Below are 22,873 nucleotides of genomic sequence, written 5' to 3' on the forward strand. Positions count from 1 at the left end.
GAACGGTCGGTGACCGTCCGACGCGCCGCTGGGCGCGGAGCCACCTGCTCCGCGCCCAGCGGCGCGTCCGCGTTCGTTGCCGGGCCGCGCGGGGCCCTAGGCCAGGTCCGCGGCCCGGTGCGCTGCGTCTCCGTGCTCGGTGACCTGGTGCTCGGTGACCTGGTGTTCGGTGGCGCGGTGCTCGCTGGTCCGGTGTTCGGTGGCGCGGTGTTCGGTGGCGAGGGTGAGGACCTGGTCGACGGACCAGTGGTCGGCGGCGTGGGTGCCGTAGTGCGCGGCGGCGATCCGGCCGTCGGTGGTGAGGAGGAAGTCGGCGGGCAGGCCCAGGCGGCCGCCGAGGGGGCGGGCGGCGGGCGGGCGTTCGCGGCCGCGCAGGACGAGCGGGACGCTGCGGGCGAGGCCGCGGACGACGGACGGCCAGACCCGCGGATCGAGCAGGGCGCGGGCGCCGCGCTCGACCCCGTACGCCCGGTACAGCCGCTGCTCCGGGTCGGCCAGCAGCGGGAACGGCAACCCGTCGGCGTACGGCCGGAGTTCGGCGGCGGGGGAGTGGAAGACGGCCGTCTCCCGCACCCCCGCCGCGCGCAGTTCCGGGTGGCGGACGGCGAAGGTGCGCAGGTGCAGGTTGCAGATCGGGCAGCCCGCGAAGCGGCGGAACTGCAGGTGGGTCAGGCCGTCCGCGGGCACCGGCGGCAGGGGAGCGCCGGCGGCGTCGGCGGTGGGGAGGGGCGGTGCGGTGGTGCCGGTCCGGAGTCGGGACACGTGGGCTCCTCGGAGGCTCCTCGTAGGTGTAGGCCGTACGCCAAAACTGTAGGCGTATAGCGTACGCTGTCAACCCGTGCCCCGTCCACGCTCCCTGACCACCCGCCAGATCGCCGCCGCCGCACTCACCGTGATCGACCGCGACGGCCTGCCCGCGCTGTCCATGCGCACCGTCGCGGCCGAACTCGACCGGCGCACCATGGCGCTGTACCGCTACGTCGAGGACCGCGAGGAACTCGAGTGTCTGGTCGTCGACCTCGCCCTCGGCGCCGTCCTGGACCGCGCCGCGTCCGAGGCCGGTTCGAGGGCCGGTTCGGTGACCGGTCGGGCGGCCGATCCGGTGGCTGATCCGGTGGCCGGGCCGCGGGCCCGGCTGCTCGCGCTGCTGGAGTCGATGCGGGAGGCCGTCGGCGCGCACCCCGGCGTCCTGCCGCTGGCCGTCCGGCACCACGGCGGCTGCCCGTCCGCGCTGCGCTGGCGCGAACGGCTGCTGGCGGCCCTGGCCGACGCCGGACTCGCCGGGCCGCGCCGGGCCGCGGCGCTGCACGCGCTGGTGGCGTACGTGATCGGCGCGCTCGAACTCGAACACCAGGCCGCGGCCGACGCCACCCCCGTCGGCCCGCTCGTCCCCGAGACCTTCCCGCTGCTCGCCGAGGCCCTGGCCGTCCGCGCCGCCACCGACCCGGCCCGCGCCTTCACCGACGGCGCGCGCACCGTGCTGGACGGCCTGGGCCTGGATGGCTTGGGCCTGGACTGACCCGGGTCGCTGTCCGTCGGGCCCGGGTCCGGGTTCGGCGGGGTGTCAGGGGGTGGGCTCGGCCAGGGCGTTCCAGCCGTGTTCGAGGAGGTCGAAGGCGCGGACCATCGCCCCGCGGACGTCCTGGTGGGACTGGGCGGCGTGCGGCGCCTCCAGGGCGAAGTGGGCCAGGGCGGTGCAGAGCGGGTCGTCGGCGGGGCGGCCGCTCTGCTCGGCGATCACGGCGGCGAGGGCGGCGGTGTGGCGCAGCCACATGGCCTGGTGGTAGTCGCGCAGGGCGGGGGTGGAGTTCACCAGGGCGGTGAAGGACGCGAACCGGGGGTCGTCGGTGTCGACGGCCCGGCGGTGGCGCAGGGCGTGGTCGCACAGGGCCGCCGGGATCGACCGGCCCGGGGGCCGCTCGCGGACGGCGGCGAGCAGGTCGGCCTCCAGGTCCGCCTCCTCGTCGAAGACCAGGGCCTCCTTGGCTGGGAAGTGCTTGAACAGCGTGGTGGTCGAGACGTCGGCGGCGTCCGCGATCTCGCGAATGCCGACGTCGTCGTAGCCGCGCTCCAGGAACAGGCGCAGCGCGGCGTCGGCGATGGCCTGGCGGGTGGCCGCCTTCTTGCGCTCGCGGCGCCCCGGCGGGGGTGGCGGCGGGCCGGGCGGGGTCGGCGGAGGCGGTGGGGCCGGTGGGGTCGGCGGTGGGGGTGGTGGGGGCGTCTCGGGCATGGGATCAGTCTACCCGGAGGGTTCATCTGCTTCAAAAGTTGAGTCGTTGCACTTTTGTAGTCGTTGTGTTTTTCTGGGAGTGCGGTGCCGTGGAGCGCCGCACCACCGGAAGGAGCACCGCCATGTCCACCACCACCCCCGCCCCCCGTATCGCCGTCATCGGCGCCGGTCCCGGCGGCCTGACCTGCGCCCGCATCCTGCAGCGCCACGGCATCGCCGTCACCGTCCACGATCGCGATCCCGGCCCCGACACCCGGGACCAGGGCGGCACGCTCGACCTGCACGAGGACAACGGCCAACTCGCCCTGCGCGAGGCCGGACTGCTCGACGACTTCCTCCGCCTCGCCCGCCCCGAAGGGCAGGAGATGCGCCAACTCGACGCCGTGACCGGGGAGATCGGCTTCCACCACGTCCCCGCGGACGACGAGCGGCTGAAGCCCGAGATCGACCGCGGCCGACTCCGCGACCTCCTCCTGAGCTCGCTCGAACCGGGCACCGTGCGCTGGGGCCGCACCCTGCGCTCGGTCGAAGGTCCCGCGGGCGGCCCCCGTCGCCTGCACTTCGCCGACGGCACCGTGACCGAGGCTGACCTGGTCATCGGCGCGGACGGCGCCTGGTCGAAGGTCCGCCCCGCCCTCTCCCCGGCCACCCCCGTCCACACCGGCGTCAGCTTCCTCGAAGCCTGGTTCCACGACGTCGAACGCCGCCACCCCGACCTCGCCGCCCTCGTCGGCCCCGGCAGCGCGGGTGCGGCCGACGGCGAACGCGGCCTGTTCGCGCAGCGCTGCGGTGGCAACCACATCCGCGTCTACGTCATCCAGCGCGTCCCCGTGGACTGGATCGCCGAGGCCGGCCACACCGTCCGGGACACCGACGCCCTGCGCGCGCTCCTCCTGGACCGCTACCGCGCCTGGTCGCCCCGCCTGCGCCGGCTCCTCACCGACAACGACGGCCCCTACGTCGACCGCCCGATCCACGCCCTGCCCGTCCCGCACACCTGGCAGCACGACGGCGCCGTCACCCTGCTCGGGGACGCCGCCCACTTGATGCCCCCGCTCGGCGTCGGCGTCAACCTCGCCATGCTCGACGCCTGCGAGCTCGCCCTCGCCCTCACCCGGCACGCCACCGTCGCCGAGGCCGTCCGCGCCTACGAGGCGACCATGCTGCCCCGCTCCACCGCCATGCAGCGCCTCCTCGACGGCGCCGCCGAAGGGTTGCTGTCCGACGAACCGCACCACGGCGAGCCCGAGCCGCGTCAGCCTGAGTCGCGTCAGCCTGAGTCGTCCGAGCCCGAGCTGCGGGAGCCCGAGTCGCGCCGGTCCGAGTCGTCCGGCGCGCGGTAGGCGGGGGAGGGGAAGGGGTCAGAGCGCGTCCAGGCACTCCACCGGATCCGGGCCGGTCCACTCCTCCGGGTCCTCGTCCTCGTCCTCGTCCACCAGGCCCGTCACCTCGAACACCGCGTCCGCCGCCCGCACCGCCGCGCCGTACGCCCCGGCGTCCCGCACCGGGTCCAGCGCCCGCGCCCCGGCCCCGTCCACCGCCAGCACGCCGAGCGTGCAGCGATCGGCCGGCCCCGGCCAGAGGTGGTCGCGGACCACCGCGAAACCGCCCCGCCCGTCGACGTGCCCGGCCGCACCGGCCACCAGGGACAGGAACCACAGCGAGTCGCGGAACTCCTCCCGGTGCACCGTCAGGTTCACCACCGTCAGCGTTCCTGCCGCCCGGTCGTAGTCGACCGAGGCGAGGCCCGGCTCCTCCGCCGTCCGCAGGAAGGCGCGCCACTGGCCCCGGTGGTCGTCGCCGTCCGTCAACCAGCGCTCCACCGTGGCCGCGTCGGGCTCCGGGTGCAGCGCCCACGGCAGGCCGCCGCTCTCCGCCCGCCGGTCGTACCAGCCCGTCAGCTCCCTCCACCGTTCCCACGGTCCGGACGGCGCGGCCAGGTAGCGGCGCAGCGCGTCGGGGCCCAGGTGCAGCCGCGCCATCGCGGAGTACGGCTCGGACATGACGCAACCCTCCCACCGGCGCCCGGACGGAACGCCAACCCCACGATCCTGCCAGCCCGTTGTGACACCCCGCGCCCCGAGCCGACCGGCGTTCGACCGCTACCCGACCGCTGCCCGACCGTTGCCCGATCGGCGATCCGTTCCCCCTCGTCCCCCTCGTCCCGCCCGTCCGAGCTGACCCCGGTCGGCCGGGACGAGGAGCACTGCGGGCCGCACCCGGCGAGCGGGCCGCGGACGCGGTCGTCCACCAGCGTGCGGCGGGCGGGGTGCGGCGGGCGGGGTGCTCGGTGTGGCGGCCGTCCGGGTCAGCGGGCCCGGGTGGTCGAGTACAGGTGGCTGTCGCGGAACTCCGTCGCGGCCAGCGTCCGGCCGACGATGATGACGGCGGTGCGCAGCACGCCCGCGGCCTTCACCTGGACGGCGATGTCACCGAGCGTGCCGCGCAGCACCAGTTCGTCCGGGCGGCTGGCCATCGCGACCACCGCAGCCGGGCAGTCCGGCCCGTAGTGCGGCAGCAACTCCTCGACCACGCTGTCCACGTAGCGGGCCGCCAGGTGCAGCACCAGCAGCGCGCCGCTCTTGCCGAGCACGGACAGCTCCTCGCCGGGCGGCATCGGCGTCGCCTGCCGGGCCACCCGGGTCAGGATCACCGTCTGCCCGACCGTCGGCACCGTCAACTCCCGCTTCAGCGCCGCCGCGGCCGCCGCGAACGCGGGCACGCCCGGCACCACCTCGTACGGGATGCCCGCCGCGTCCAGTCGGCGCATCTGCTCGGCCATCGCCGAGAAGACCGACGGGTCGCCCGAGTGCAGCCGGGCCACGTCCTGGCCCTCGGCGTTCGCGCGGACGATCTCGGCCATGATCTGGTCCAGGTCCAGGTTCGCGGTGTCGACCAGCCGGGCGTCCGGCGGGCAGTCGGCCAGCAGCTCCGGCGGCACCAGGCTGCCCGCGTACAGGCACACCCCGCAGCGGGCCAGGGTGCGTTGGCCGCGCACCGTGATCAGATCGGCTGCGCCCGGACCGGCACCGATGAAATAGACCGTCACTTCGCTCCTCCTGCTGCCCCGCCGACAACGCCGACAGCGTCGACAATGCCGGCCGCACCGGACTCTCCGGTGTCCGCGTCTGGGTCCGTGTCCGTGCTTTCGTGCCGCGTTCCCGCGTCCGCGGTCGTGGATGCCTTCGTGGTCGCGCGTGCCTTCGTGGTCACGGGTGCCGCCACGTCCGCGTCCGGGTGCGCGTCCGGGTCCGCGTCCGGGCCCTTGACGACGCTCCACTGGGTCACCGGCATCGCCTGCCGCCAGCCCGTGAACCCGCCCACCGGCACCGCGTGCGCGACGGCCAGCTTCACCAACTCGCCGCCGTGGCGCCGGTACCACTGCGTCAGCAGCGCCTCCGACTCCAACGTCACCGTGTTCGCCACCAGCCGCCCGCCCGGGCCGAGCGCCGCCCAGCACGCCTCCAGCACCCCCGGCACCGTCAGCCCGCCGCCCACGAACACCGCGTCCGGACGGCCGAGTTCGGACTCCAGCTCCGTCAGCGCCGCCGGTGCCGCACCCCGGACCACCCGCAGCCGGGGCACGCCGAGCGCCGCCGCGTTGCGGACGATCCGCTCGGCCCGCACCGCGTCCCGCTCCACGCTGACCGCTCGGCAACTGCGGTGCGCCCGCAGCCACTCGATGCCGATCGACCCCGAGCCGCCGCCGATGTCCCACAGCAGTTCGCCCGGCGCCGGGCCGAGCGCCGCCAGCGTCGCCGCCCGGACATGACGCTTCGTCAACTGACCGTCCGACTCGAACAGTTCGTCCCGCAGCCCGGGGACGAGCTGCTGGCGCGGGGCGTCCGGCGCGAGGGCCGGATCGAGCGCGCAGTCGACCGCGAGGACGTTCAGCGGATCGCCCGGCGGCAGTGACCAGCCCGCCGCCACGCCCTCGCGCACCGCCTCCGCCGGACCGCCCAGCTGCTCCAACACCCGTACCCGGCTCGGCCCGTAGCCCCGGTCCGCCAGTAGCGCCGCCACCCGCGCGGGCGTCGACGCGTCCGCGCTCAGCACCAGCAGCCGGCGCCCCGGGTACAGCGCCGCGTGCAGCGACTCGGCCGGGCGGCCGACCAGCGTCACCACCTCGGTCTCCTCCACCGGCCAGCCCAGCCGGGCGCACGCCAGCGACACCGAGGACGGGTGCGGCAGCACCCGCAGCGCGTCCGCCGGGACGCCGCACTCCAGCAGCGTCCGGCCGATCCCGTGGAACATCGGGTCGCCGCTGGCCAGCACCGCCAGCCGCCGCCCCGCGAACCGGGCCAGCAGCCCCGGCACCGACGGCCGCAACGGGGACGGCCACGGCACCCGATCCGCCGTCACCTCCACCGGCAGCAGCCCCAACTGGCGCGCTCCGCCGAGCACCACCTCCGCCGCGCCCAGCGCCTCCCGCGCCGCACCCGAGAGCCCCGGCCAGCCGTCCGCACCCACCCCCACGACGGTGATCGCAGACACGCGCAACTCCTGACGGCTCGGGGACGGGGCAGCCGCAGCCTACCCGCAACCGGCCGCCGTACCCCCCGCGAGCTGCGAGGATCCGCCGTGCGACATTGGCCACACCGGGACGCGCGGGGTCGGACCAGGGCCGGCCCGGTATCGGCCCGATATCGGCCCGGGGAGCCGTGGCGGGTCGGGACCGGTCCGGGGCCGGGTCGGGGAAGCGTGGCCGGGGAGCCGTGGCCGGGGCGGGGAGTTCGGTCGTACGGGTGTCAGCCGAGGTCGTCGGCGGCGCGCCGCAGCGCCCGGGACGCGCGGCCCAGGAAGCGCCGGAACTGCTCCTGCTCGGCCTCGGTGAACTCGTCGGCCAGGCACTGCTCGACCTCGGTGGCACGCTCGTCGGCCAGCTCCAGGGCGGCCCGGCCGCTGTCGGTCAGCCGGGTCTCCAGCACGTTGCGGTGCCAGCGGTGCGGCGCCCGCTCCACCAGCCCGCGTTCGGTCAGGTGCCTGAGCAGCACGGCCATCGCCTGCGGTGTCACCTGGCAGGACCTGGCCAGCCCCGCGCCGCTGATGCCCGGACTGTCGGCGAGCACGTACAGCGCCGCGTACTGCGCCACCGTCAGCCCGGCGGGCTCCAGCGCGACGCGCTTCGCGGCCATCAACTCCTGGTCGGCCTGGTGCAGATCGATGCCGATGCGGTCAGCGGCGGGCATTCCCATGCGGCGATGCTACAGGGCGGGCGATGTCAATCAGTTTCGTTGACAGTCGTCAATGTATTGATGATGATGAACGCTATTGATGTCGTGCTGTTGCTACCGCTACCCCTGTTGTCGCTCGTCGCTCGTCGCTCGTCGCTCGTCGCTCGTCGCCTGTTGTCGTCGTGGCGGCCCGCGCCGTTGGCGTTCCGATCGATTTATCGACCTGTTGCCTCACCCAATAGCCCTGCCGCGCTCCGGAGGACCGTGCCACCCATGATCGAACTCTCCTTCCTCGACGCCCCCGGCCTGGCCGCCGGGTTCATCGCCGAGACCCGCCCGCGCGCCCACGGCGCCGGCATTGACCCGTACGAGTACGACCGCGTCACCGCGGCGGTCGACTCGCTGCTGCACTGGCCCGACGCCTGCCGGACGGCCGCCCTCGCCCACCGGGCCCGGGCCGAACGGGCCGCCGCGCGCGGCCGCCGCCGCACCGCCGGGCAGCACCACCGGCTGGCCGCCCGCTGGTTCCACCTCGCCGCCCTGCTGCCGGACCCGGACCGGGAGCGCGCGGCCGCCGTCGCCGCCGAGGCCGACCGGTCGATGGGTGACTCCCTCGCACTGCTCGAACCCCGGGCCCGGCGGATCTCCGGCGAGGACTACGCCGGGTGGCTGCGCCTGCCGACGGAGCAGGCGGGACAGGAGGGGGCGGGAGTGCCCCTGGTGGTGCTGGTGCCCGGGATGGACTCCGCGAAGGAGGAGTTCCACCGGCCGGCCGACGCGCTGCTCGACCGCGGACTGGCGGTGCTGGCCGTCGACGGCCCGGGACAGGGCGTCCTGGCCGCCGGCCCCGCGCTCGGCCCCGACCACCGGCACGCGCTCGGCCGCGCCCTGGACCACACTCTCGACCACACTCTCGACCGCGCCCTGGACCACACCTCCGACGGGGCCCGGGTCGACCCGGACCGGATCGCGGTCATCGGGCTCAGCCTCGGCGGCCACCTCGCCGCCGACTTCGCCGCCCACGACCCGCGCGTCCGGGCGGCCGCCCTGGTCAGCGGACCGTACCGGCTGGACTGGGACGCCCTGGTCCCGTTCGTCACCGCCACCCTCACCCGGCGCTGCGGCGACGAGGCCGCCGCCCGCGCCTTCACCGCCCGGGTCGACCTGGCCGCCCTCGCCCCCCGGCTGCGCCACCTTCCCCTGCTGCTGGTCGAAGGCGGCCGCGACCGCATCCCGGGCGTCACCAACGCCGACGCCCTCACCGCCGACCTCCCGCACGCTGAACTCCTCCACGTCCCGCACGGCAACCACCTCCTCGGCAACGCCCTCCCGGACTGGCTCCCCGATACCGCCGACTGGCTCGCGGACACCCTGGCCACCACCGGGCCCCGAGCCTGAGCCGTCAAAGGCGCTGCGCGGGCACTGTTTTCCTCGTCCGCCGGTATGGTGGCCTCTCCGGTGGGCGCGAGGAGGGGCACCTGCATTCGATGGGTGAAGAACCTGTTGACGGTGGAAGGGATTTCCGCGCACCGGGAAGCGTTCGCGCCTCTCTTCGCGCGGCGGTTTCCGAGGCCGATGGTGACCTGGATCAGGCCGAGGACCGGCTGGAGGAACTGCTCGCCAGGTGGGGGGAGCGGGAGACCCTCGGGTCCAGCGCGAAGCGGAAGTTGTCATCCCGCATCCAGATAGTTCAAGCCCGGTGCGGGACGCTTCGCGGCAGGCGTGCGGCTGCCCTGGCCGCGCTGAAATCCTTCGATGCGCCATCGGGCGTGAACTCCCGGGAGGGGGCGGGAAGGGTGGAACTCTCCGAAGTGGAGATCCTGTTCGAGCAAGTGGAGCGGTCGAAAGATTTCCTGCAGAAGATCGATCGGGAAATCTCCCGGGCGGTCGCGAGCATCGACCGTCACCGCTCCTACGGGAAGGGGGTGCCGCTGGAGAAGGCGGACGCCCTCGCTGACCTGAGGAGAAGGAGGGAGAGCCTGTGTCGCTGGTACGCGAGATCTGTCGCGGCCCTGGAAGCCTACGAAGCGGCCGAAGACCAGGGTGCTCTCCGCTCCGGGCCGGAGACCCGCCCAGCGGTCGGCGAAGGACCGGGGGCGCCCCCGGCACCGGCTGCTCCTGCTGTCCGCCCGCAAGGGGCGGACTCCCCCGAGCGGGTACTCCGCACCCGCTACCGGAAGTTGGTGGCCGAGGTCGAGAAGGCCGAACCCGCCACCCACGGCGCGCGTCGCCCGCGCACTTCGGAGACGCCCGTGCGCAATCCCAGGGCCCGCGAGGCGGTGGTGCTTCGCAGCGGAGGGCGTTGTGAGAATCCGTCCTGCGGCGGGCAGCCGGCCGATGTGACGGACACCGGGGAGGCGATCCTCGACGTGGACCACGTCGAGGACATCTCGGCGGGCGGACGCGACCACCCGGTCAACATGGTCGCGCTGTGCCCCAACTGCCATGCCGTCAAGACCCGGGGATCCACCCGCGAGACCCTGCGGGCCGTACTGCGCGCCGTCGCCGAAGAAGCGCACAGGAGGGCGGGGGAGGAAGCAGCGGCCCTCCGGGCGTAGCGGGCGTGGCCGCCCCGGGCAAAGGCCGCGGTGAAGGCGCAGGGAGCGGCGCTGGGCGGGGAGAATACGGGGATGGGGTCACGTCTGTCGCCGCCGCCGTTGTTGTACCTGGACGTCGATGGTCCGCTGATCCCGTTCGGCGGGCCTGCCGGGAGTCATCCGGAGCACCTGAGCGGGCGCCGGATCAGGGAGGTGCTGGGGGCGGAGGCCGGCGGGCATCCGCTGCTGGCCCGGTTGGACCCCCGGTGCGGGGCACGGATCGCGGCGCTGCCCTGCCGGGCGGTGTGGGCCACCACCTGGGAGCACGAGGCCAACGTCTGCGTCGCGCCGCTGCTCGGGCTGCCGCGACTGCCCGTGCTGGAGGAGCCGGACGACGCGGAGGCGCCGTACCGGCCGGGGGCCCGGCCGCCCGGGGTGCACTGGAAGACGCCGCTGCTGGTGGAGCACGCGGGCGGGGCGGCGTTCGCCTGGGTGGACGACGAGATCGGGGCGGCCGACCGGGAGTGGGTGGCGGCCCACCACCCCGGCCCCGCGCTGCTGTTGAGGGTAGATCCCCGGCGGGGCCTGACGGAGGGGGACTTCGAGGTCCTGGAGGAGTGGCTCCCCGCGCCCTGGTGAAGGGCCGGGGGAGCGGGCGGGATACTCGTCCGAGGTTCCGTCCTGGAGGCAGTGTGTACACGTTCGAGGCCGAGCCCGTCCGCACCGAGCGGCTGGTCCGGCGGCGGGGGCGGACGGGGTGAGCGGGTTGCGGAAGCGGAAGACCCGGGCCTCGGTCAGGCCGTTGGAGCCGTCCGACCAGCAGGCGGTGGCCGCACCCAGCGCGTCGGCCGTCTCCGGGTCGGTGACCTCCTCGACCGGCGGGCGCGGCGCGGACGGGTCCATCGCGGGCGGCGGGGCACCCCCCCCGGCCGGGCCGAGGCACAACTTCCGTACCGGGGCGTCGAACCGGGGCAGGGCCGGAGCGCCCCGCGTCGCGGCCAACAGGGCCAGGGCCACGGCGAGTCGGAGGCCGAGTTGGAGGTCGGGCCGGAAGGTTGCCGCACTGCTGCGCCCGTTCCAGCAGGGCGCCCGGGCGGTGTGCCAGGGCGGGAGTGGGGGTCTCAGGCGGGCGGGTCCTCGAGCAGGCCGCAGTTGTACGGGAACTCGGCGAGCGCGGTGCGGCGTCCGGGGTCGGGTTCGGCGGTGGCCAGGTCGGCGAACACGGCGGCCAGGCGGTCGCGTTGGGCCTCGGGGAGGCGGCTCAGCTCCCAGGACGCGTTCTCCAGGAGCTTGACGGCGGTGTCGTCGGCGACCTCGTCGTCCTCGCACTCGTCGAGGAAGCGCAGCAGATCGGCGATCACTCCGGCCAGGACGGGGACCAGCGGGTCGGTGGTGCTCATGACGGGGTGGCTCCTGGAGTGGGGCCGCCGAGGCGGCGGTTGCGGGCGGCCCGGGCGGCGAGGCGTTCGGCGTCCGGGAGTTCGGCGAGTTCGGTCAGTGTGGCGGTGACGGCGGCGGCCAGGCGCTCGCGCAGGTCGGCCGGGTCGGTGCTCTCCGGGACGACCAGATCGACCAGGCCGGTGGCGGTCAGGTCGGTGGCGGTGATGCCCTGGGCGCGGGCGAGTTGGGGTGCGTGGTCGCCGTCGCGGTGGACGATCGCCGAGGCGCCCTCGGGCGGCAGCGGGGCCAGCCAGGCGTGCTGGGCGGCGATCACCCGGTCGGCGGGCAGCAGGGCGAGCGCGCCGCCGCCGCTGCCCTGGCCGAGCAGCACGGCCAGCACGGGGGTGCGCAGCCCGACCAGGGTGGTCAGGCAGTGCGCGATCTCCATTGCCACGCCGTCGAGTTCGGCCTCGACGGAGAGTTCCGCGCCGGTGGTGTCGACCACGGTGAGCAGCGGCATGCCGAGCTCCTCGGCGATCTGCGCCTGGCGTCGGACCGCCCGCAGGTCGGCTGCGGTGAAAGGGAGTTGGGGTTGGTCGGGGCCCTGACGCTGTTGGGCGACGACCATCACGGGGCGTCCGCCGAGCAGGGCCAGCGCCCGGACCAGCGCGCTGTCGCCGTCCAGCGGGAGGAGCGACTCGGCGGTGTGGTACAGGAGTTCGAGCGCGGACAGCCGGTCGGGGCGGCGGCTGAGCAGCACCGACTCCCAGGCGTCCGGGGGCGTGGGGGCCTCCGGCGACGCGGCGGTCGCGGGCACGGGTGCGGGGGCGGTCGGACGGGCGGTGAGGACGGCGAGGGCGCGGGCCAGGAAGGCGCGCAGCCGCTCCGGCGGGACGATCGCGTCCAGCCGCCCGTTGGCGGCCAGCGTCTCGGCGCGCTGGACGGTGGGCGGCAACGGCTCGCCGCGCAGTTCCTCGTACACCCGGGGGCCGAGGAAGCCGAGCCGGGCGGCCGGTTCGGCGAGCACCAGGTGGCCGAGGGTGCCCCAGGAGGCGAACACCCCGCCCATGGTGGGGTTGCGCAGGTAGGTCAGGTACGGCAGGCCCGCGCTGCGGTGGGCGTGGACAGCGGCGGTGACCCGGACCATGCACAGGAACGCGGCCGACCCCTCCTGCATCCGGGTGCCGCCGGAGACCGGAAGGGCGAGCAGCGGCAGGCGCTCGGCGGTGGCGCGCTCCACGGCGCGGGTGATCCGTTCGGCGGTGGCCACGCCGATCGAGCCGCCGAGGAAGCCGAACTCGCCGGCGACCAGGGCGACCGGTCGCCCGTCCAGCAGGGCGCGTCCGGTGAGCACGGCCTCGTCCAGGCCGGTGCGCTCGCGGGCCCGGGCCAGTGCGTCCCGGTATCCGGGGTCGGCGTGCTCGGCGGTGACCGGCTCGTCCCAGCTGCGGAAGGTGCCGGGGTCGACCAGCAGGTCGAGGAGTTGACGTGCCGTCACCGTGGCCTCCGTCGCGGGGGAGCAGCGTGGATGTGGAGCGGGGATGTGGGGCGGGGGAGGGTGGGCCGGACCGCGCGGGTGGCGACCGGGCGTCACCCGAGGCTAGCGGGGCGGCGCGGCCGTCGGCTGGTGCGCCGCACGAGGGTGAGCAGGATCACCGGCACGCGGCGCAGCGGGACCGCCGCGGAACGTGACGCAGCAGACATCGGGGTAATTGGTATCCAAGATGCGCAATTGGATACAGTCGGCGCCGTGAGGTTGACCAAGAGCACCGACATCGCACTGCGCATCGCGATGCGCCTGGCGGTGCTGGACGAGGACCAGACCCCGACCACCCGCGAGGTGGCCGAGGCGGTCGGCGTCCCCTACCACCACGCGGCGAAGGTGGTCAGCCGGCTCCAGCACCTGGGCGTCGTCGAGGCCCGGCGCGGCCGTGGCGGGGGGCTCGCCCTGACCGCCGCCGGGCGCACCGGATCGCTCGGCCGGATCGTCCGGGAGCTGGAGGGCGTCGGGGACGTGGTCGGCTGCGAGGACGAGCCGCCCTGCCCGCTGCGCGACTCCTGCCGGCTGCGCGGTGCGCTGCGGCGGGCGCAGGAGGCGTTCTACGCCTCGCTCGACCCGCTGACCGTGGACGACCTGGTCGGGGGCGAGGGTGGAGGGGGCGGGGGGAGCGGGGGGAGCGGGGGGAGCGGCGCGGGCGGGTCGGGGGAGCCCGGCGGCCCGGTCCTGCTCGGCCTGCCGACCCTGCCGAGCGCGCCGCCCCTGTCGAGCGGGTCGGGCCGGCCCGGCCCTTCCGGCCCGCCGGGGCCGGGACCGTTCGGCCCTTCCGCGTAGCCGCCCGCCGGGCGAGCATCGAAGCGAGCGCCGGGGCGAACACCGGGGCCAGCGCGGGGGCGAGCACCGGTCAGCAGCACGGCCAGTAGTAGGTTTTCCCATCCTGTTAAATGCGCATCTCAGATGCGAGTTTGGAGTTTCGGATGCTGTCCGAGAAGTCCGCGGAGACCGTACGCGCCACCCTCCCCGTGGTGGGCGCGGCCATCGGGGAGATCACCGGCTCGTTCTACCACCGGCTCTTCGCGGCCCACCCCGAACTGCTGCGCGACCTGTTCAACCGGGGCAACCAGGCCGACGGCAGCCAGCGCCAGGCGCTGGCCGGCTCGATAGCCGCCTTCGCCACCGCCCTGGTCGAGCACCCCGACCGGCGGCCGGACGCCATGCTGGCCCGGATCGCCCACAAGCACGCCTCGCTCGGCATCGCCCCCGACCAGTACCAGGTGGTCCACACCCACCTGTTCGCCGCCATCGTCGAGGTGCTCGGCGACGCCGTCACCCCCGAGGTCGCCGCCGCCTGGGACGAGGTGTACTGGCTGATGGCCAACGCGCTGATCGCCGTCGAGGCCCGCCTGTACGAGGAGAGCGGCACCCGCGGCGAGCGCCGCCCCTACACGGTGGCCGCCCGCACCGCCGAGACCGCCGACGTGGCGACCTTCCTGCTGCACCCCGCCGACGGCGGCCCCGTCCCGGCGCACCGGCCCGGCCAGTACGTCTCGGTGCAGGTCGAACTCGCCGACGGCGCCCGCCAGATCCGCCAGTACAGCCTGTCCGGACAGCCCGAGGGCGGCCTGCAGATCACCGTCAAGAAGGTCGCCGGGGACCCGGCCGGCGAGGTCTCCAACCACCTCCACCAGCACGTGGACGAGGGCGCCGTGCTGCTGGTCAGCGCCCCGTTCGGCGACGTCCAACTGGCCGACGGGGAACGGCCGGTGGTGCTGGCCTCGGCCGGCATCGGCTGCACCCCGATCGTCGGCATGCTCGCCCACCTCGCCGAGACCGGCACCACCCGCAGGGTGATCGCGGTGCACGGCGACCGGCAGGAGTCCGCGCACGCCTTCCGCGACGAGTTCGCGCTGCTGGTCGACAAGCTCCCCCGCGGCGAGGCGCACGTCTGGTACGAGCGCCCCGAGGGCGAGTGGCCCGCCGGGCGCACCGGCCTGGTCGACCTGGCGGGCCTGGACGTCCCGGCCGACGCCGTCGCCTACCTGTGCGGCCCGCTGCCGTTCATGCGCGCCGTCCGCACCCAGCTGCTCGCCGCCGGGGTGCCCGCCGCCGACATCCACTACGAGGTCTTCGGCCCCGACCTGTGGCTCGGCCGGGTCTGACCGCGGGCCAACCCGAGGTCACCGACCGCCCCGAAGCCGCCGACCGCCCGGCCCGGCCCGGCAGGGCAGGACCGGGCGGTCGGCGCCCGAGGTCAGCGCGTCACAGCTCGGCCGTGATCGCGTCCCACAGCGCGACCCGGGCCCGCAGCGCGGCGCGGACCGTCGCCCCGCACTCCTCCCAGCGCTCGGCGTCGTCGCCGCACAGGTCGATCAGCATCTGCATCGCCATCGGGGTGTGCTGCTCGCCGTCGACCTCGATGTGCCGGGCCAGGTAGTCCTTGAAGACGCCCAGCCGGCCCTCGGCGTCGTCGATCCGGACCACCTGCTCGAACATCTCCGGGATCAGGTCCTCCCGGCCGAACGCGAATGCCGCGGCCTGGCAGTGCACCGGCGCGTCGTCGATGATCCCGAAGGTGACGGCGGTGAACGCGGCCGCCGCCTCCGGGATCTCCGCGGTCTTCGCCGCGTCCGCGACCGGCAGGCCGGAGCGCAGCGCCGCGAGGAACGCCTCGATCGGGGCGGTGTCCGCGCCCGCCTTGGCCATGCCGTCGAGGTACAGCTCGAAGTGGCTGGTGTAGCCCTCGCCGAGCTCGTCGCTCTCCTCGACCAGCACGATCTCGTTGATCAGCCGGCGGCTCGCGGTCGGGCCGTCCGGCAGCCACGGCAGGCTCACGCAGGTGAGCTGCCGCTGGAGGCACTTGAGCAGGGACATGAAGTCCCAGACGGCGAAGACGTGGGTCTGCTGGAAGGTCCGCACCTTCTCCAGGCTGTCCAGCGACAGGTACATCGGGTGGGAGACCACCTCCTGGCGGACCTCCTCGATCGACTCGCGCAGGGCGGTCAGGCCGGGGTGGCTGCGGTCCCAGTGGTAGCGGTCGCTCATGACTTGCTCTCCTCGTGTGGTGTGTGAAACAGGCGGAGACTACGTGGGTGGACGCAGCGGTGGTACGGCTCGGAAAACGACTGCCCGAACGGGCAGTTACTTCAGGACGGCCCGGATCGCGTCCCGCAGCTGGTCGTCGCTCGGCTGCAGGGCCCGGTCCAGGGCCAGGGCGAAGGGGAGGACGGTGCCGTCCGGGCGGGTGACCCGGCGGGGCGGGGCGAGCAGGCGGCACTCCTCGGCGGCGACGGCCAGCACCTCGGCGGCGAAACCGGCGAAGCGGTTGGAGTCGTCGGCCACCACCAGCCGGCCGGTGCGGCCCAGCGACTCGACCAGGGCGGCCCGGTCCAGCGGGTACAGGGTGCGCGGATCGAGCACCTCCACCGACACCTCGTGCGCCAACTCCTCGGCCACGGCGACGGCTTGGTGCACCAGGTGGCCGACCGCGACCACCGTCACGTCCGCCCCCCGCCGCACCGTCCGGGCCTCGCCCAGCGGGATCGGCTCCAGCGGCGCCGTCACGTCCTCCCGGACGCCCAGCGCGCCCGCCGGGGCGAACAGCACCACCGGGTCGTCGTCCCGGATCGCCGAACTCAGCAGCCCGTACGCGTCGGTGGGCGTCGCGGGCGCGAGCGTCTTGACGCCCACATGCGCGAACAGGCCGTACGGGTGGTCCGAGTGCTGGCCCGCCCAGCCGCTGCGGGAGCCCGAACCCGGCACCACCACGGTCAGCGGCACCCGGGCCTGGCCGCCCGTCATCAGCGAGAACTTGTGCGCCTGGTTGGCGAGTTGCTCGAAGACCAGGAACAGCAGCGACGGGATCTGCAACTCGATGACCGGGCGCATCCCGTTCAGCGCCGCCCCGATGCCCGCCGAGGTGAACGCCTGCTCCGACAGCGGCACGTCCACCACCCGCTCGGCGCCGAAGCGCTGTTGCAGGCCCAGCGTCAGCCCGGCCAGGCCCGCGCCGACGTCCTCGCCGAACACGCACACCGCCGGATCGGCCGCCAGCGCGTCCGCCAGCGCCCGGTTCATCGCCTTGGCGTACGACAACAGCGTCACAGGGCCGCTCCCGACCGGGGCCGCAGCCCGCTCGCGTACAGGTGGTCAAGGGCCGTCGCCGGGTCCGGCTCCGCCGAGGACAGCGCGAACTCGGCTGCGGAGGACAGGAGTTCGGAGACCTCCCGGTCGATGGCGGCCGCCTCGGGCAGCGCCGTCGCCAGCGGGTCGCGCTCCCGCCAGGAGGCCACCTCCTCGGCCGTCCGGTACGCCAGCCGGAAGCGCCGCTCCATCGTGTGGTGCGCCTCGAACCGGTACGTCAGGCACTCCAGGAAGGACGGACCACCGCCCGAACGGGCGCGCAGGACTGCCCGTTCGGCCGCCGCCCGGACCGCCTCGACGTCCATCCCGTCCACCGTCTCGGCCGGGATGCCGAACGCCGCCGCCCGGCCGCACGCCGAACCGCCCACCGCCGAGGCGGCCGGCAGCGTCGTCGCGTAGCCGTTGTTCTCGCAGACGAACACCACCGGCGCCCGCCAGATCGACGCCAGGTTCAACGACTCCAGCAGCACGCCCTGGTTGAGCGCGCCGTCCCCGAAGAACGAGGCGACCACGGTGGGTTCGCCGCGCCGCCGGGCCGCCCAGGCCGCGCCGACCGCGATCGGCGCACCCGCACCGACGATGCCGTTCGCGCCCAGGATGCCCAGCGAGAAGTCCGCGGCGTGCATCGAACCGCCCCGGCCGCCGTTCAACCCGCCGACCCGGCCCAGCAGTTCGGCCAGTAGCCGGCCCGGGTCGGCGCCCTTGGCCAGCACGTGCCCGTGCCCCCGGTGGGTCGAGGTCAGCTGGTCGGCCGGATCGAGCGCCGCGCACACGCCGACCGCCACCGCCTCCTGCCCGATGTACGGGTGGGTGCCGCCGACCACCAGCCCCGACCGCACCCACTCCAGCGCCAGCTCCTCGAACGAGCGGATCAGCCGCATCGTCCGGTACCGGCCCGCCGGGTCCGCCAGGTGCGGCAGGCTCACCGGCCCGACCGCCCCGGCTCCGACCGCCACAGCACCGGGCAGAACTCCGGGTCCGCGTAGTCCGGCAGGCCGTTCGCGTCCCGCCGCACCACCGCGTCGTGGTTGTACACCACCGGCGAGCCGTCCGGCCGCAGGAACGAGCGGTACCGGTTCGAGCCGTCCTGCAGGTGCAGCGACACCGCCCGGCGCGGCTGCGCGGACCGGTTCGGGCCCGAGCCGTGGTAGGTGCGGCAGTGGTGGAAGGAGACGTGCCCGCGCGGGATCTCGACCGGCACGGTACGGACCTCGGTGCCGTTGAACTCGGCGTTCTCGTGCAGCAGTTGCTCCAGCTCGGAGCGGTCTCGGGCGGCGAAGTGCCGGGTCGAGTCGTCACCGCCCGGCCGCTCCTCCCAGCGGTGGCTGCCGTCCACCATGGTGATGGTGCCCATCTCCTCCGTGCAGTCGTGGAACGGCAGGAACGCCGTCAGCATCCGCTGCGAGGTGGAGGTCTGCCAGTAGTGCTTGTCGAAGTGCCACGGCACCACGTTGCTCGGCTCGCCCGGCACCGGCGGCTTGTAGATCAGCGTCGACTGGAACAGCCGGATCTCCTCCGCCTGCGCCAGCCGTGCCGCGACCGCGCCCAGCAGCGGCTTGCGCAGGATCCGGCCGATCTCCCCGTGCTCGTAGTGCACGTAGTCGTTGTGCCGCTGCACCGGCCCGTCCGACGGCTTCCAGGACGCCAGGTGCGGCGGCACGCCGGGCAGTTCGCGGTCCCGCTCACCCGCGTAGTAGCGCTCGGTCGCGGCCTGCAGCGCGTCCAGTTCGGCGTCGGAGAACAGCCGCCGGGACAGGTACCAGCCGCGCTCCGCGTACTGCAGCACCTCCTCGACGGTCGGCAGCAGCGCCGACTCCTCCGCGGTCAACTCGAACTGCTCGATGGCGGTCGACACTTCCGTTCTCCTCTGCTCAGCTGTCCGCGGTGGCGCGCTCGCGCTCCACCGCCTCGTACAGGGCCTTGATGTTCGCGGTGCCGAAGGTGCCCGCGCCGCGCCGCTCCACCAGCTCCAGGAAGAAGGTGCGGCGCGGATGGGTCGAGCGGGCGAAGATCTGGAACAGCTCGCCGCCGTGGTCCCGGTCCACCAGCACGCCGGTGTCCCGCAGTTCGGTCACCGGGATGGCGGTGGGGCCCAGCCGCGACTCCAGCGCCTCGTAGTACGCGCCCGGCGTGCTCAGGAACGCCACCCCGCGCGCCGCCAGCTCCCGCACCGCCGCCGTGATCGACCCGGTCGCGTACGCCAGGTGCTGGACGCCCGCGCCGCCGTGCGCCTCCAGGAAGCCGTCGATCTGGCCGGACGCCCGCGAGGTGTCCGGCTCCAGCAGGGTGAAGGTGATCGTCCCGCACGGGCTCTGCACCACCCGGGAGTCCATCGCCTGGTCGCCGACCTCCACGTACTCCCGGAAGATCTCCCGGAAGCCCAGCCCGTGCACCGCCCAGTCCACCGAGGGGGCCAACTGCCCGCCCGGCACCACGATCGCCACGTGGTCCAGCGACAGCAGCGTGCCCTCGACCGGCGGTTCGCCGGCCGGGAGCAGGTCGTCCGCGCCGACGAAGCGCAGCGCCAGGTCGCCGAAGCCGGAGACCGTGCCCGCCCCGTCCAGGCAGCCGCCGCCCGCGTTCAGCGCCCGCTCGGCCGCCGCGGCCGCCGCCACCGCGTCGGTGTGCCGCAGCGCGATCACCGCGACGCCGTCGCCGTGCCGCCGCACCCACGCGGCGACCCGGTGCTCGGTCTCCACCGCCGAGGTCAGCAGCACCCGGATCGAACCCTGGTGCGCCACCACCTGCGTCGTCCCCGGCGCGACCCGGGCCGGCTCGCTCAACGAGAAACCCCAGTCGTCGCGCAGTTGCGCGGCGTACTTGTGGGCGTCCTCCACGTACAGTTCGGTGTACGCGATGCCCGGCACGGTCATGAGTCCCCTCCGAGGTGCTTGGCCGTGATGCTCGGCGGACCGAACAGCAGGCTCAGGTTGTGGCCGCCGAACGCGATCGAGTTCGACAGGGCGTGGCGCACGACACTGTGCTCGGCCGCGCCGCGGACGTGCCGCAACGCGCAGGCCTCGTCCGGCTGTTCGAGGTTGCGGGTGGGCGGGATCAGGCCCTCGGCGACGGACAGCGCCGACACCGCCGCCTCCACCGCCCCCGCGGCGCCCAGCAGGTGGCCGGTCGCGCCCTTGGTCGAGCTGACGAAGGGGTCGTGCGCGCCGAACACCTCGCGCAGCGCCGCCGCCTCCGCCCGGTCGCCCAGCTTGGTGCCCGTGCCGTGGGCGTTGACGTAGTCCACGGCCTCCGGCGGCAGGCCCGCCGAGCGCAGCGCGGCCCGCATCGCGGCGATCGCGCCCGCGCCGTCCGGACGCGGCATGGTCGGGTGGTGGGCGTCGGTGGCCGCACCCCAGCCGGCCAGCGCCGCGTAGGCGCTCGCGCCGCGGGCCTCGGCGTGCTCGACGCTCTCCAGCACCAGGACGGCGCTGCCCTCGCCCAGCACGAAACCGTTGCGGCGGGCGTCGAACGGCCGGGACGCCTGGGCCGGATCGTCCCAACCAGCGGCCAGCGCGCGGGAGTTGTCGAAGGCCGCGGCGATCGTCGGGTGCAGCGGGGCCTCCGCGCCGCCGCACACCACCACGTCCGCCTCGCCGCCGCGGATCAGCCGCAGCCCCTCGGCGATCGCCTGCGCACCGGCCGCGCAGGCGGTGATCACGGCGGAGCTGTAGCCGCGGATGCCGTGCGTGATGGCGATCCGGGCGGCCGCCATGTTCGACAGCATGCCCGGCAGCAGGTACGGGCTGACCGCCGCCCGGCCGCGCTCGCGCCGCCCGACGGCCTGCTGCTCGTAGCTCTCCAGCCCGCCGCCGCCGGTGCCCAGCACCACCGCCACCCGCTCCGGGTCGGCCTCCTGACGGACCGTCAGCTTCGCGTCGGCGAGGGCGTCCTCGGCGGCGGCCAGCGCGAGCAGCAGGAAGCGGTCGGCGACCCGGGTCTCGGTCGGCGGCAGCACCTCGGTGGCCGGGACGTGCGGGGCGATGCCCGCCGTCCGCAGCCAGCCCGCCGCCGGGTGGTCCTCCGGCGGGGCGACCAGCCCGGACCGGCCGGCCGCCAGCGCGCGGAACGCCTCCGGGACGGGGCGGCCCAGCGGCGTCACCCACCCGATGCCGGTGACCTGCGCGGCGACGGCGCTCACGGCGCCCCGGTTCCGGCGGTGGACGCGGCCCCGGCGGTGGCGGCCGCCGCGGTGCTCTCGGCCAGGTGGCGCTGGCGCAGCAGGACCTTGCGGACCTTGCCGGTCGGGCCGAGCGGGATGCGCCCGTCCGGGACGGCCAGCACGCTGCGGACCACGGCGGCGACGTGCGGCTCCAGGGCGGCGAGCACCTCGGCGGTGCGGTCGGCGTCCTGGTCGACGGCCGGGTCGAGCTGCAGCAGCACGTCCGCGACGGTCCGCTCGCCGTCCCGGAAGGCGACCACGGTGCAGTCGTGCACGTCCGGGCAGGCGGCCAGGACGCGCTCCTCGCTGGCGGCGGTGTGCAGGCGGCGGCCGTCGCCGAGGTCGACGCTGTCGACGGCCCGGTCCACGTGGTAGTAGTAGCCGTCCTCGTCGCGGTACATCAGGTCGCCGGTGAGGAAGTAGTCGCGCACCCGGGTGCGGTGGGTGGTCACCGAGTCGTTCCAGTAGCCGGGCGACAGGGTGGGGGAGCGGGTGCCCAGCTCGCCGACCTCGCCGGGGCCGAGCTCGTTGCCGTCCGGGTCGAGGATCGCGCAGTCGACGAAGGCGTGCGGGCGGCCCACGCAGCGGCCGTAGCGCTCGGACTCGACGGTGTGGGTGATGAAGAAGTGCGAGTGGCCCATCTCGGAGGAGCCCAGGCCGTCGATGAACACCGAGCCGGCGGTGCGGACCCGGCCCTGCCGGGTGGCGCTCTCCCGCGAGCCCTGGGCGACCAGGCGGCGGATGTGCGCCTCGTGCGCGCAGTCGCCGGTGTTCCACCACAGGCCGACCGAGGAGAGGTCCCGGGCGGACAGGTCCTGCCGGGCCAGGTCGGCCCAGGTGGTGGCGAAGCCGTATACGCCCAGCGGCTGCCAGCGCTCGATCGCCTCCAGCACCGCCGGGCCCGACTGCTGGGAGATCAGGTGCAGTTGGGCGTCGAAGCTGAGCGCCAGGTTGACCGCGATCAGCGTCGCGGCGTGCGCGGCGGGCAGCGCGCTGAGCACCCGGTCGATGCCCTGCGGGCGGGGCAGCAGCAGGCGGTGGCGGATCGCCGCGTACAGGCTCTGGTGCGAGTGCAGCACCGCCTTGGGCAGGCCGGTGGTGCCCGAGGAGTGGGTGATCGCCACCGGGTCGGTGGGCCAGTGCCGGTACGGTTCGGGCGCCGACTCCGGCTCGCCGTCGGCGAGTTCGGCGGTGTCGGCGAGCAGCGGCGTCCCGCAGTCGACGTCGGCGAGCGCCTTGGCGTGCGCGCTGTCGGCGAGCAGCCCGGTCGCGTTCAACCGGCGCAGGTAGCGGGCCGAGGTGTCCGCGTCCAGCGCCGGGTTGAGCAGGGCCGGGATCGCCCCGAGGTGGGTCAGCGCCAGGAAGCACAGCACCTGCTCGGCCGCGGCGGACGCCTGCACGGCCACCGGGTCGCGGCGGCGAACCCCGCGGGCGTGCAGGGCGGCGGCCCGGGCGCGCACCGCGCGGTCGAGCTCGCGCAGCGTCAGGGCGGTGTGCGCGGGGTGGCCGTCGACGGGGGTGTCGAAGGTCAGGGTCGGCGAGTCCAGGCCGAGGCCCTGCTCGACCCGGGTGGTCAGGACGTTTCCGGCGCCGACGGAGCTGTCGGCGGACAGCGTGGCGCGTAGGGTGCGGAGGCTCATCGTTCCCGTTCTTCTCGTGGTGCGGGAAAAGGGCAGGGGACCCTCGGCGGACCCTCGGCGGGGCCGCGGTGCGTCGGGTCGGTGCGGGGTGCGGGGTGCGGGGTGCGGGGTACGG

Annotated in this window: 21 protein-coding genes and 2 pseudogenes; 7 read left to right on the forward strand and 16 right to left on the reverse strand. The window is 75.0% G+C overall.

All coding sequences use genetic code 11. The annotated features are described in order from the left end of the window. Positions 1-96: 96 nt before the first annotated feature. Positions 97-762 carry a peroxiredoxin-like family protein gene (locus HUT16_RS30775; protein WP_176191304.1) on the reverse strand — a complete coding sequence of 222 codons (666 nt, stop codon included), beginning with the start codon at positions 760-762 and terminating at the stop codon, positions 97-99. A gap of 76 nt (positions 763-838) precedes the next feature. Between HUT16_RS30775 and HUT16_RS30780 the strand changes: the two genes are divergently transcribed. Continuing rightward, the gene (locus HUT16_RS30780; RefSeq protein ID WP_176191305.1) at positions 839-1,519 is read left to right on the forward strand and encodes a TetR/AcrR family transcriptional regulator; all 681 of its coding nucleotides are present in this window, start codon (positions 839-841) and stop codon (positions 1,517-1,519) included. Between the two features lie 45 nt (positions 1,520-1,564). Here HUT16_RS30780 and HUT16_RS30785 read toward each other — a convergent pair whose 3' ends face one another. Further along, a complete protein-coding gene (locus HUT16_RS30785) occupies positions 1,565-2,230 on the reverse strand; it encodes a TetR/AcrR family transcriptional regulator (RefSeq protein WP_176191306.1) in 666 nt (221 codons plus the stop codon). Between the two features lie 122 nt (positions 2,231-2,352). Between HUT16_RS30785 and HUT16_RS30790 the strand changes: the two genes are divergently transcribed. Then, complete coding sequence (locus tag HUT16_RS30790; protein ID WP_176191307.1) at positions 2,353-3,573, forward strand: NAD(P)/FAD-dependent oxidoreductase; 1,221 nt, start codon at positions 2,353-2,355, stop codon at positions 3,571-3,573. 18 nt (positions 3,574-3,591) lie between these two features. Here the strand turns inward: HUT16_RS30790 and HUT16_RS30795 are convergent, their stop codons facing one another. The 4 genes from HUT16_RS30795 to HUT16_RS30810 all read right to left on the reverse strand — a co-directional run bounded on the left by HUT16_RS30795 (position 3,592) and on the right by HUT16_RS30810 (position 7,425). Then, positions 3,592-4,233: a hypothetical protein gene (locus tag HUT16_RS30795; RefSeq protein WP_176191308.1), complete on the reverse strand. Its 642-nt coding sequence runs from the start codon at positions 4,231-4,233 to the stop codon at positions 3,592-3,594. A gap of 305 nt (positions 4,234-4,538) precedes the next feature. Beyond that, the gene (gene cobM / locus HUT16_RS30800) at positions 4,539-5,279 is read right to left on the reverse strand and encodes a precorrin-4 C(11)-methyltransferase (protein WP_176191309.1); all 741 of its coding nucleotides are present in this window, start codon (positions 5,277-5,279) and stop codon (positions 4,539-4,541) included. After that, entirely contained in the window at positions 5,276-6,724 is a 1,449-nt protein-coding gene (gene cbiE, locus HUT16_RS30805; RefSeq protein WP_254898060.1) for a precorrin-6y C5,15-methyltransferase (decarboxylating) subunit CbiE, read from the reverse strand. Before cbiE ends, cobM begins: the two co-directional genes overlap by 4 nt. Positions 6,725-6,978: 254 nt before the next feature. Beyond that, positions 6,979-7,425: a MarR family winged helix-turn-helix transcriptional regulator gene (locus tag HUT16_RS30810; RefSeq protein WP_254898061.1), complete on the reverse strand. Its 447-nt coding sequence runs from the start codon at positions 7,423-7,425 to the stop codon at positions 6,979-6,981. Between the two features lie 252 nt (positions 7,426-7,677). On the opposite strand from HUT16_RS30810, the gene HUT16_RS30815 reads away from it, so the two are divergent. From HUT16_RS30815 to HUT16_RS30825, 3 genes are all read left to right on the forward strand, one after another. After that, entirely contained in the window at positions 7,678-8,802 is a 1,125-nt protein-coding gene (locus HUT16_RS30815; RefSeq protein WP_176191310.1) for a S9 family peptidase, read from the forward strand. An 89-nt stretch (positions 8,803-8,891) separates the two neighbouring features. Beyond that, positions 8,892-9,962 (forward strand): HNH endonuclease signature motif containing protein, encoded by a 1,071-nt coding sequence (locus tag HUT16_RS30820; protein WP_176191311.1) that lies wholly within the window; start codon positions 8,892-8,894, stop codon positions 9,960-9,962. Positions 9,963-10,034: 72 nt separating this feature from the next. Then, positions 10,035-10,580 (forward strand): HAD domain-containing protein, encoded by a 546-nt coding sequence (locus tag HUT16_RS30825; protein ID WP_176191312.1) that lies wholly within the window; start codon positions 10,035-10,037, stop codon positions 10,578-10,580. A gap of 120 nt (positions 10,581-10,700) precedes the next feature. Here HUT16_RS30825 and HUT16_RS39900 read toward each other — a convergent pair. From HUT16_RS39900 to HUT16_RS30835, 3 genes and pseudogenes are all read right to left on the reverse strand, one after another. Then, a pseudogene (locus HUT16_RS39900) lies at positions 10,701-10,844 on the reverse strand (DUF6183 family protein); the annotation flags it as partial. A 218-nt stretch (positions 10,845-11,062) separates the two neighbouring features. After that, positions 11,063-11,341 carry a hypothetical protein gene (locus HUT16_RS30830; RefSeq protein ID WP_176191313.1) on the reverse strand — a complete coding sequence of 93 codons (279 nt, stop codon included), beginning with the start codon at positions 11,339-11,341 and terminating at the stop codon, positions 11,063-11,065. Next, positions 11,338-12,819, reverse strand: coding sequence for a carboxyl transferase domain-containing protein (locus HUT16_RS30835; protein ID WP_176191314.1), 1,482 nt, complete (start codon positions 12,817-12,819; stop codon positions 11,338-11,340). Before HUT16_RS30835 ends, HUT16_RS30830 begins: the two co-directional genes overlap by 4 nt. 252 nt (positions 12,820-13,071) lie before the next feature. Between HUT16_RS30835 and HUT16_RS30840 the strand changes: the two are divergent. Both HUT16_RS30840 and HUT16_RS30845 read left to right on the forward strand, forming a co-directional pair. Beyond that, positions 13,072-13,461, forward strand: a pseudogene (locus tag HUT16_RS30840) (Rrf2 family transcriptional regulator); the annotation flags it as partial. A 335-nt stretch (positions 13,462-13,796) separates the two neighbouring features. Continuing rightward, positions 13,797-14,978, forward strand: coding sequence for a globin domain-containing protein (locus HUT16_RS30845; RefSeq protein WP_176191316.1), 1,182 nt, complete (start codon positions 13,797-13,799; stop codon positions 14,976-14,978). A gap of 100 nt (positions 14,979-15,078) precedes the next feature. Here HUT16_RS30845 and HUT16_RS30850 read toward each other — a convergent pair whose 3' ends face one another. The 7 genes from HUT16_RS30850 to HUT16_RS30880 all read right to left on the reverse strand — a co-directional run bounded on the left by HUT16_RS30850 (position 15,079) and on the right by HUT16_RS30880 (position 22,758). Continuing rightward, complete coding sequence (locus HUT16_RS30850; protein WP_176191317.1) at positions 15,079-15,861, reverse strand: DUF3050 domain-containing protein; 783 nt, start codon at positions 15,859-15,861, stop codon at positions 15,079-15,081. Positions 15,862-15,957: 96 nt separating this feature from the next. Next, positions 15,958-16,920, reverse strand: coding sequence for an alpha-ketoacid dehydrogenase subunit beta (locus HUT16_RS30855; RefSeq protein ID WP_176191318.1), 963 nt, complete (start codon positions 16,918-16,920; stop codon positions 15,958-15,960). Then, positions 16,917-17,885, reverse strand: a complete 969-nt coding sequence (locus tag HUT16_RS30860; RefSeq protein WP_217712116.1) for a thiamine pyrophosphate-dependent dehydrogenase E1 component subunit alpha — start codon at positions 17,883-17,885, stop codon at positions 16,917-16,919. Before HUT16_RS30860 ends, HUT16_RS30855 begins: the two co-directional genes overlap by 4 nt. Then, a complete protein-coding gene (locus tag HUT16_RS30865; protein WP_176191319.1) occupies positions 17,882-18,814 on the reverse strand; it encodes a phytanoyl-CoA dioxygenase family protein in 933 nt (310 codons plus the stop codon). The genes HUT16_RS30860 and HUT16_RS30865 overlap by 4 nt, the downstream gene beginning before the upstream one ends. 16 nt (positions 18,815-18,830) lie before the next feature. Beyond that, positions 18,831-19,832, reverse strand: coding sequence for a VOC family protein (locus HUT16_RS30870; RefSeq protein ID WP_176191320.1), 1,002 nt, complete (start codon positions 19,830-19,832; stop codon positions 18,831-18,833). Further along, entirely contained in the window at positions 19,829-21,097 is a 1,269-nt protein-coding gene (locus HUT16_RS30875) for a beta-ketoacyl synthase (RefSeq protein ID WP_176191321.1), read from the reverse strand. The genes HUT16_RS30870 and HUT16_RS30875 overlap by 4 nt, the downstream gene beginning before the upstream one ends. Beyond that, positions 21,094-22,758, reverse strand: coding sequence for a class I adenylate-forming enzyme family protein (locus tag HUT16_RS30880; RefSeq protein ID WP_176191322.1), 1,665 nt, complete (start codon positions 22,756-22,758; stop codon positions 21,094-21,096). Before HUT16_RS30880 ends, HUT16_RS30875 begins: the two co-directional genes overlap by 4 nt. Positions 22,759-22,873: the final 115 nt, after the last annotated feature.

It is taken from the genome of Kitasatospora sp. NA04385 (assembly GCF_013364235.1).
Classification (GTDB): domain Bacteria; phylum Actinomycetota; class Actinomycetes; order Streptomycetales; family Streptomycetaceae; genus Kitasatospora.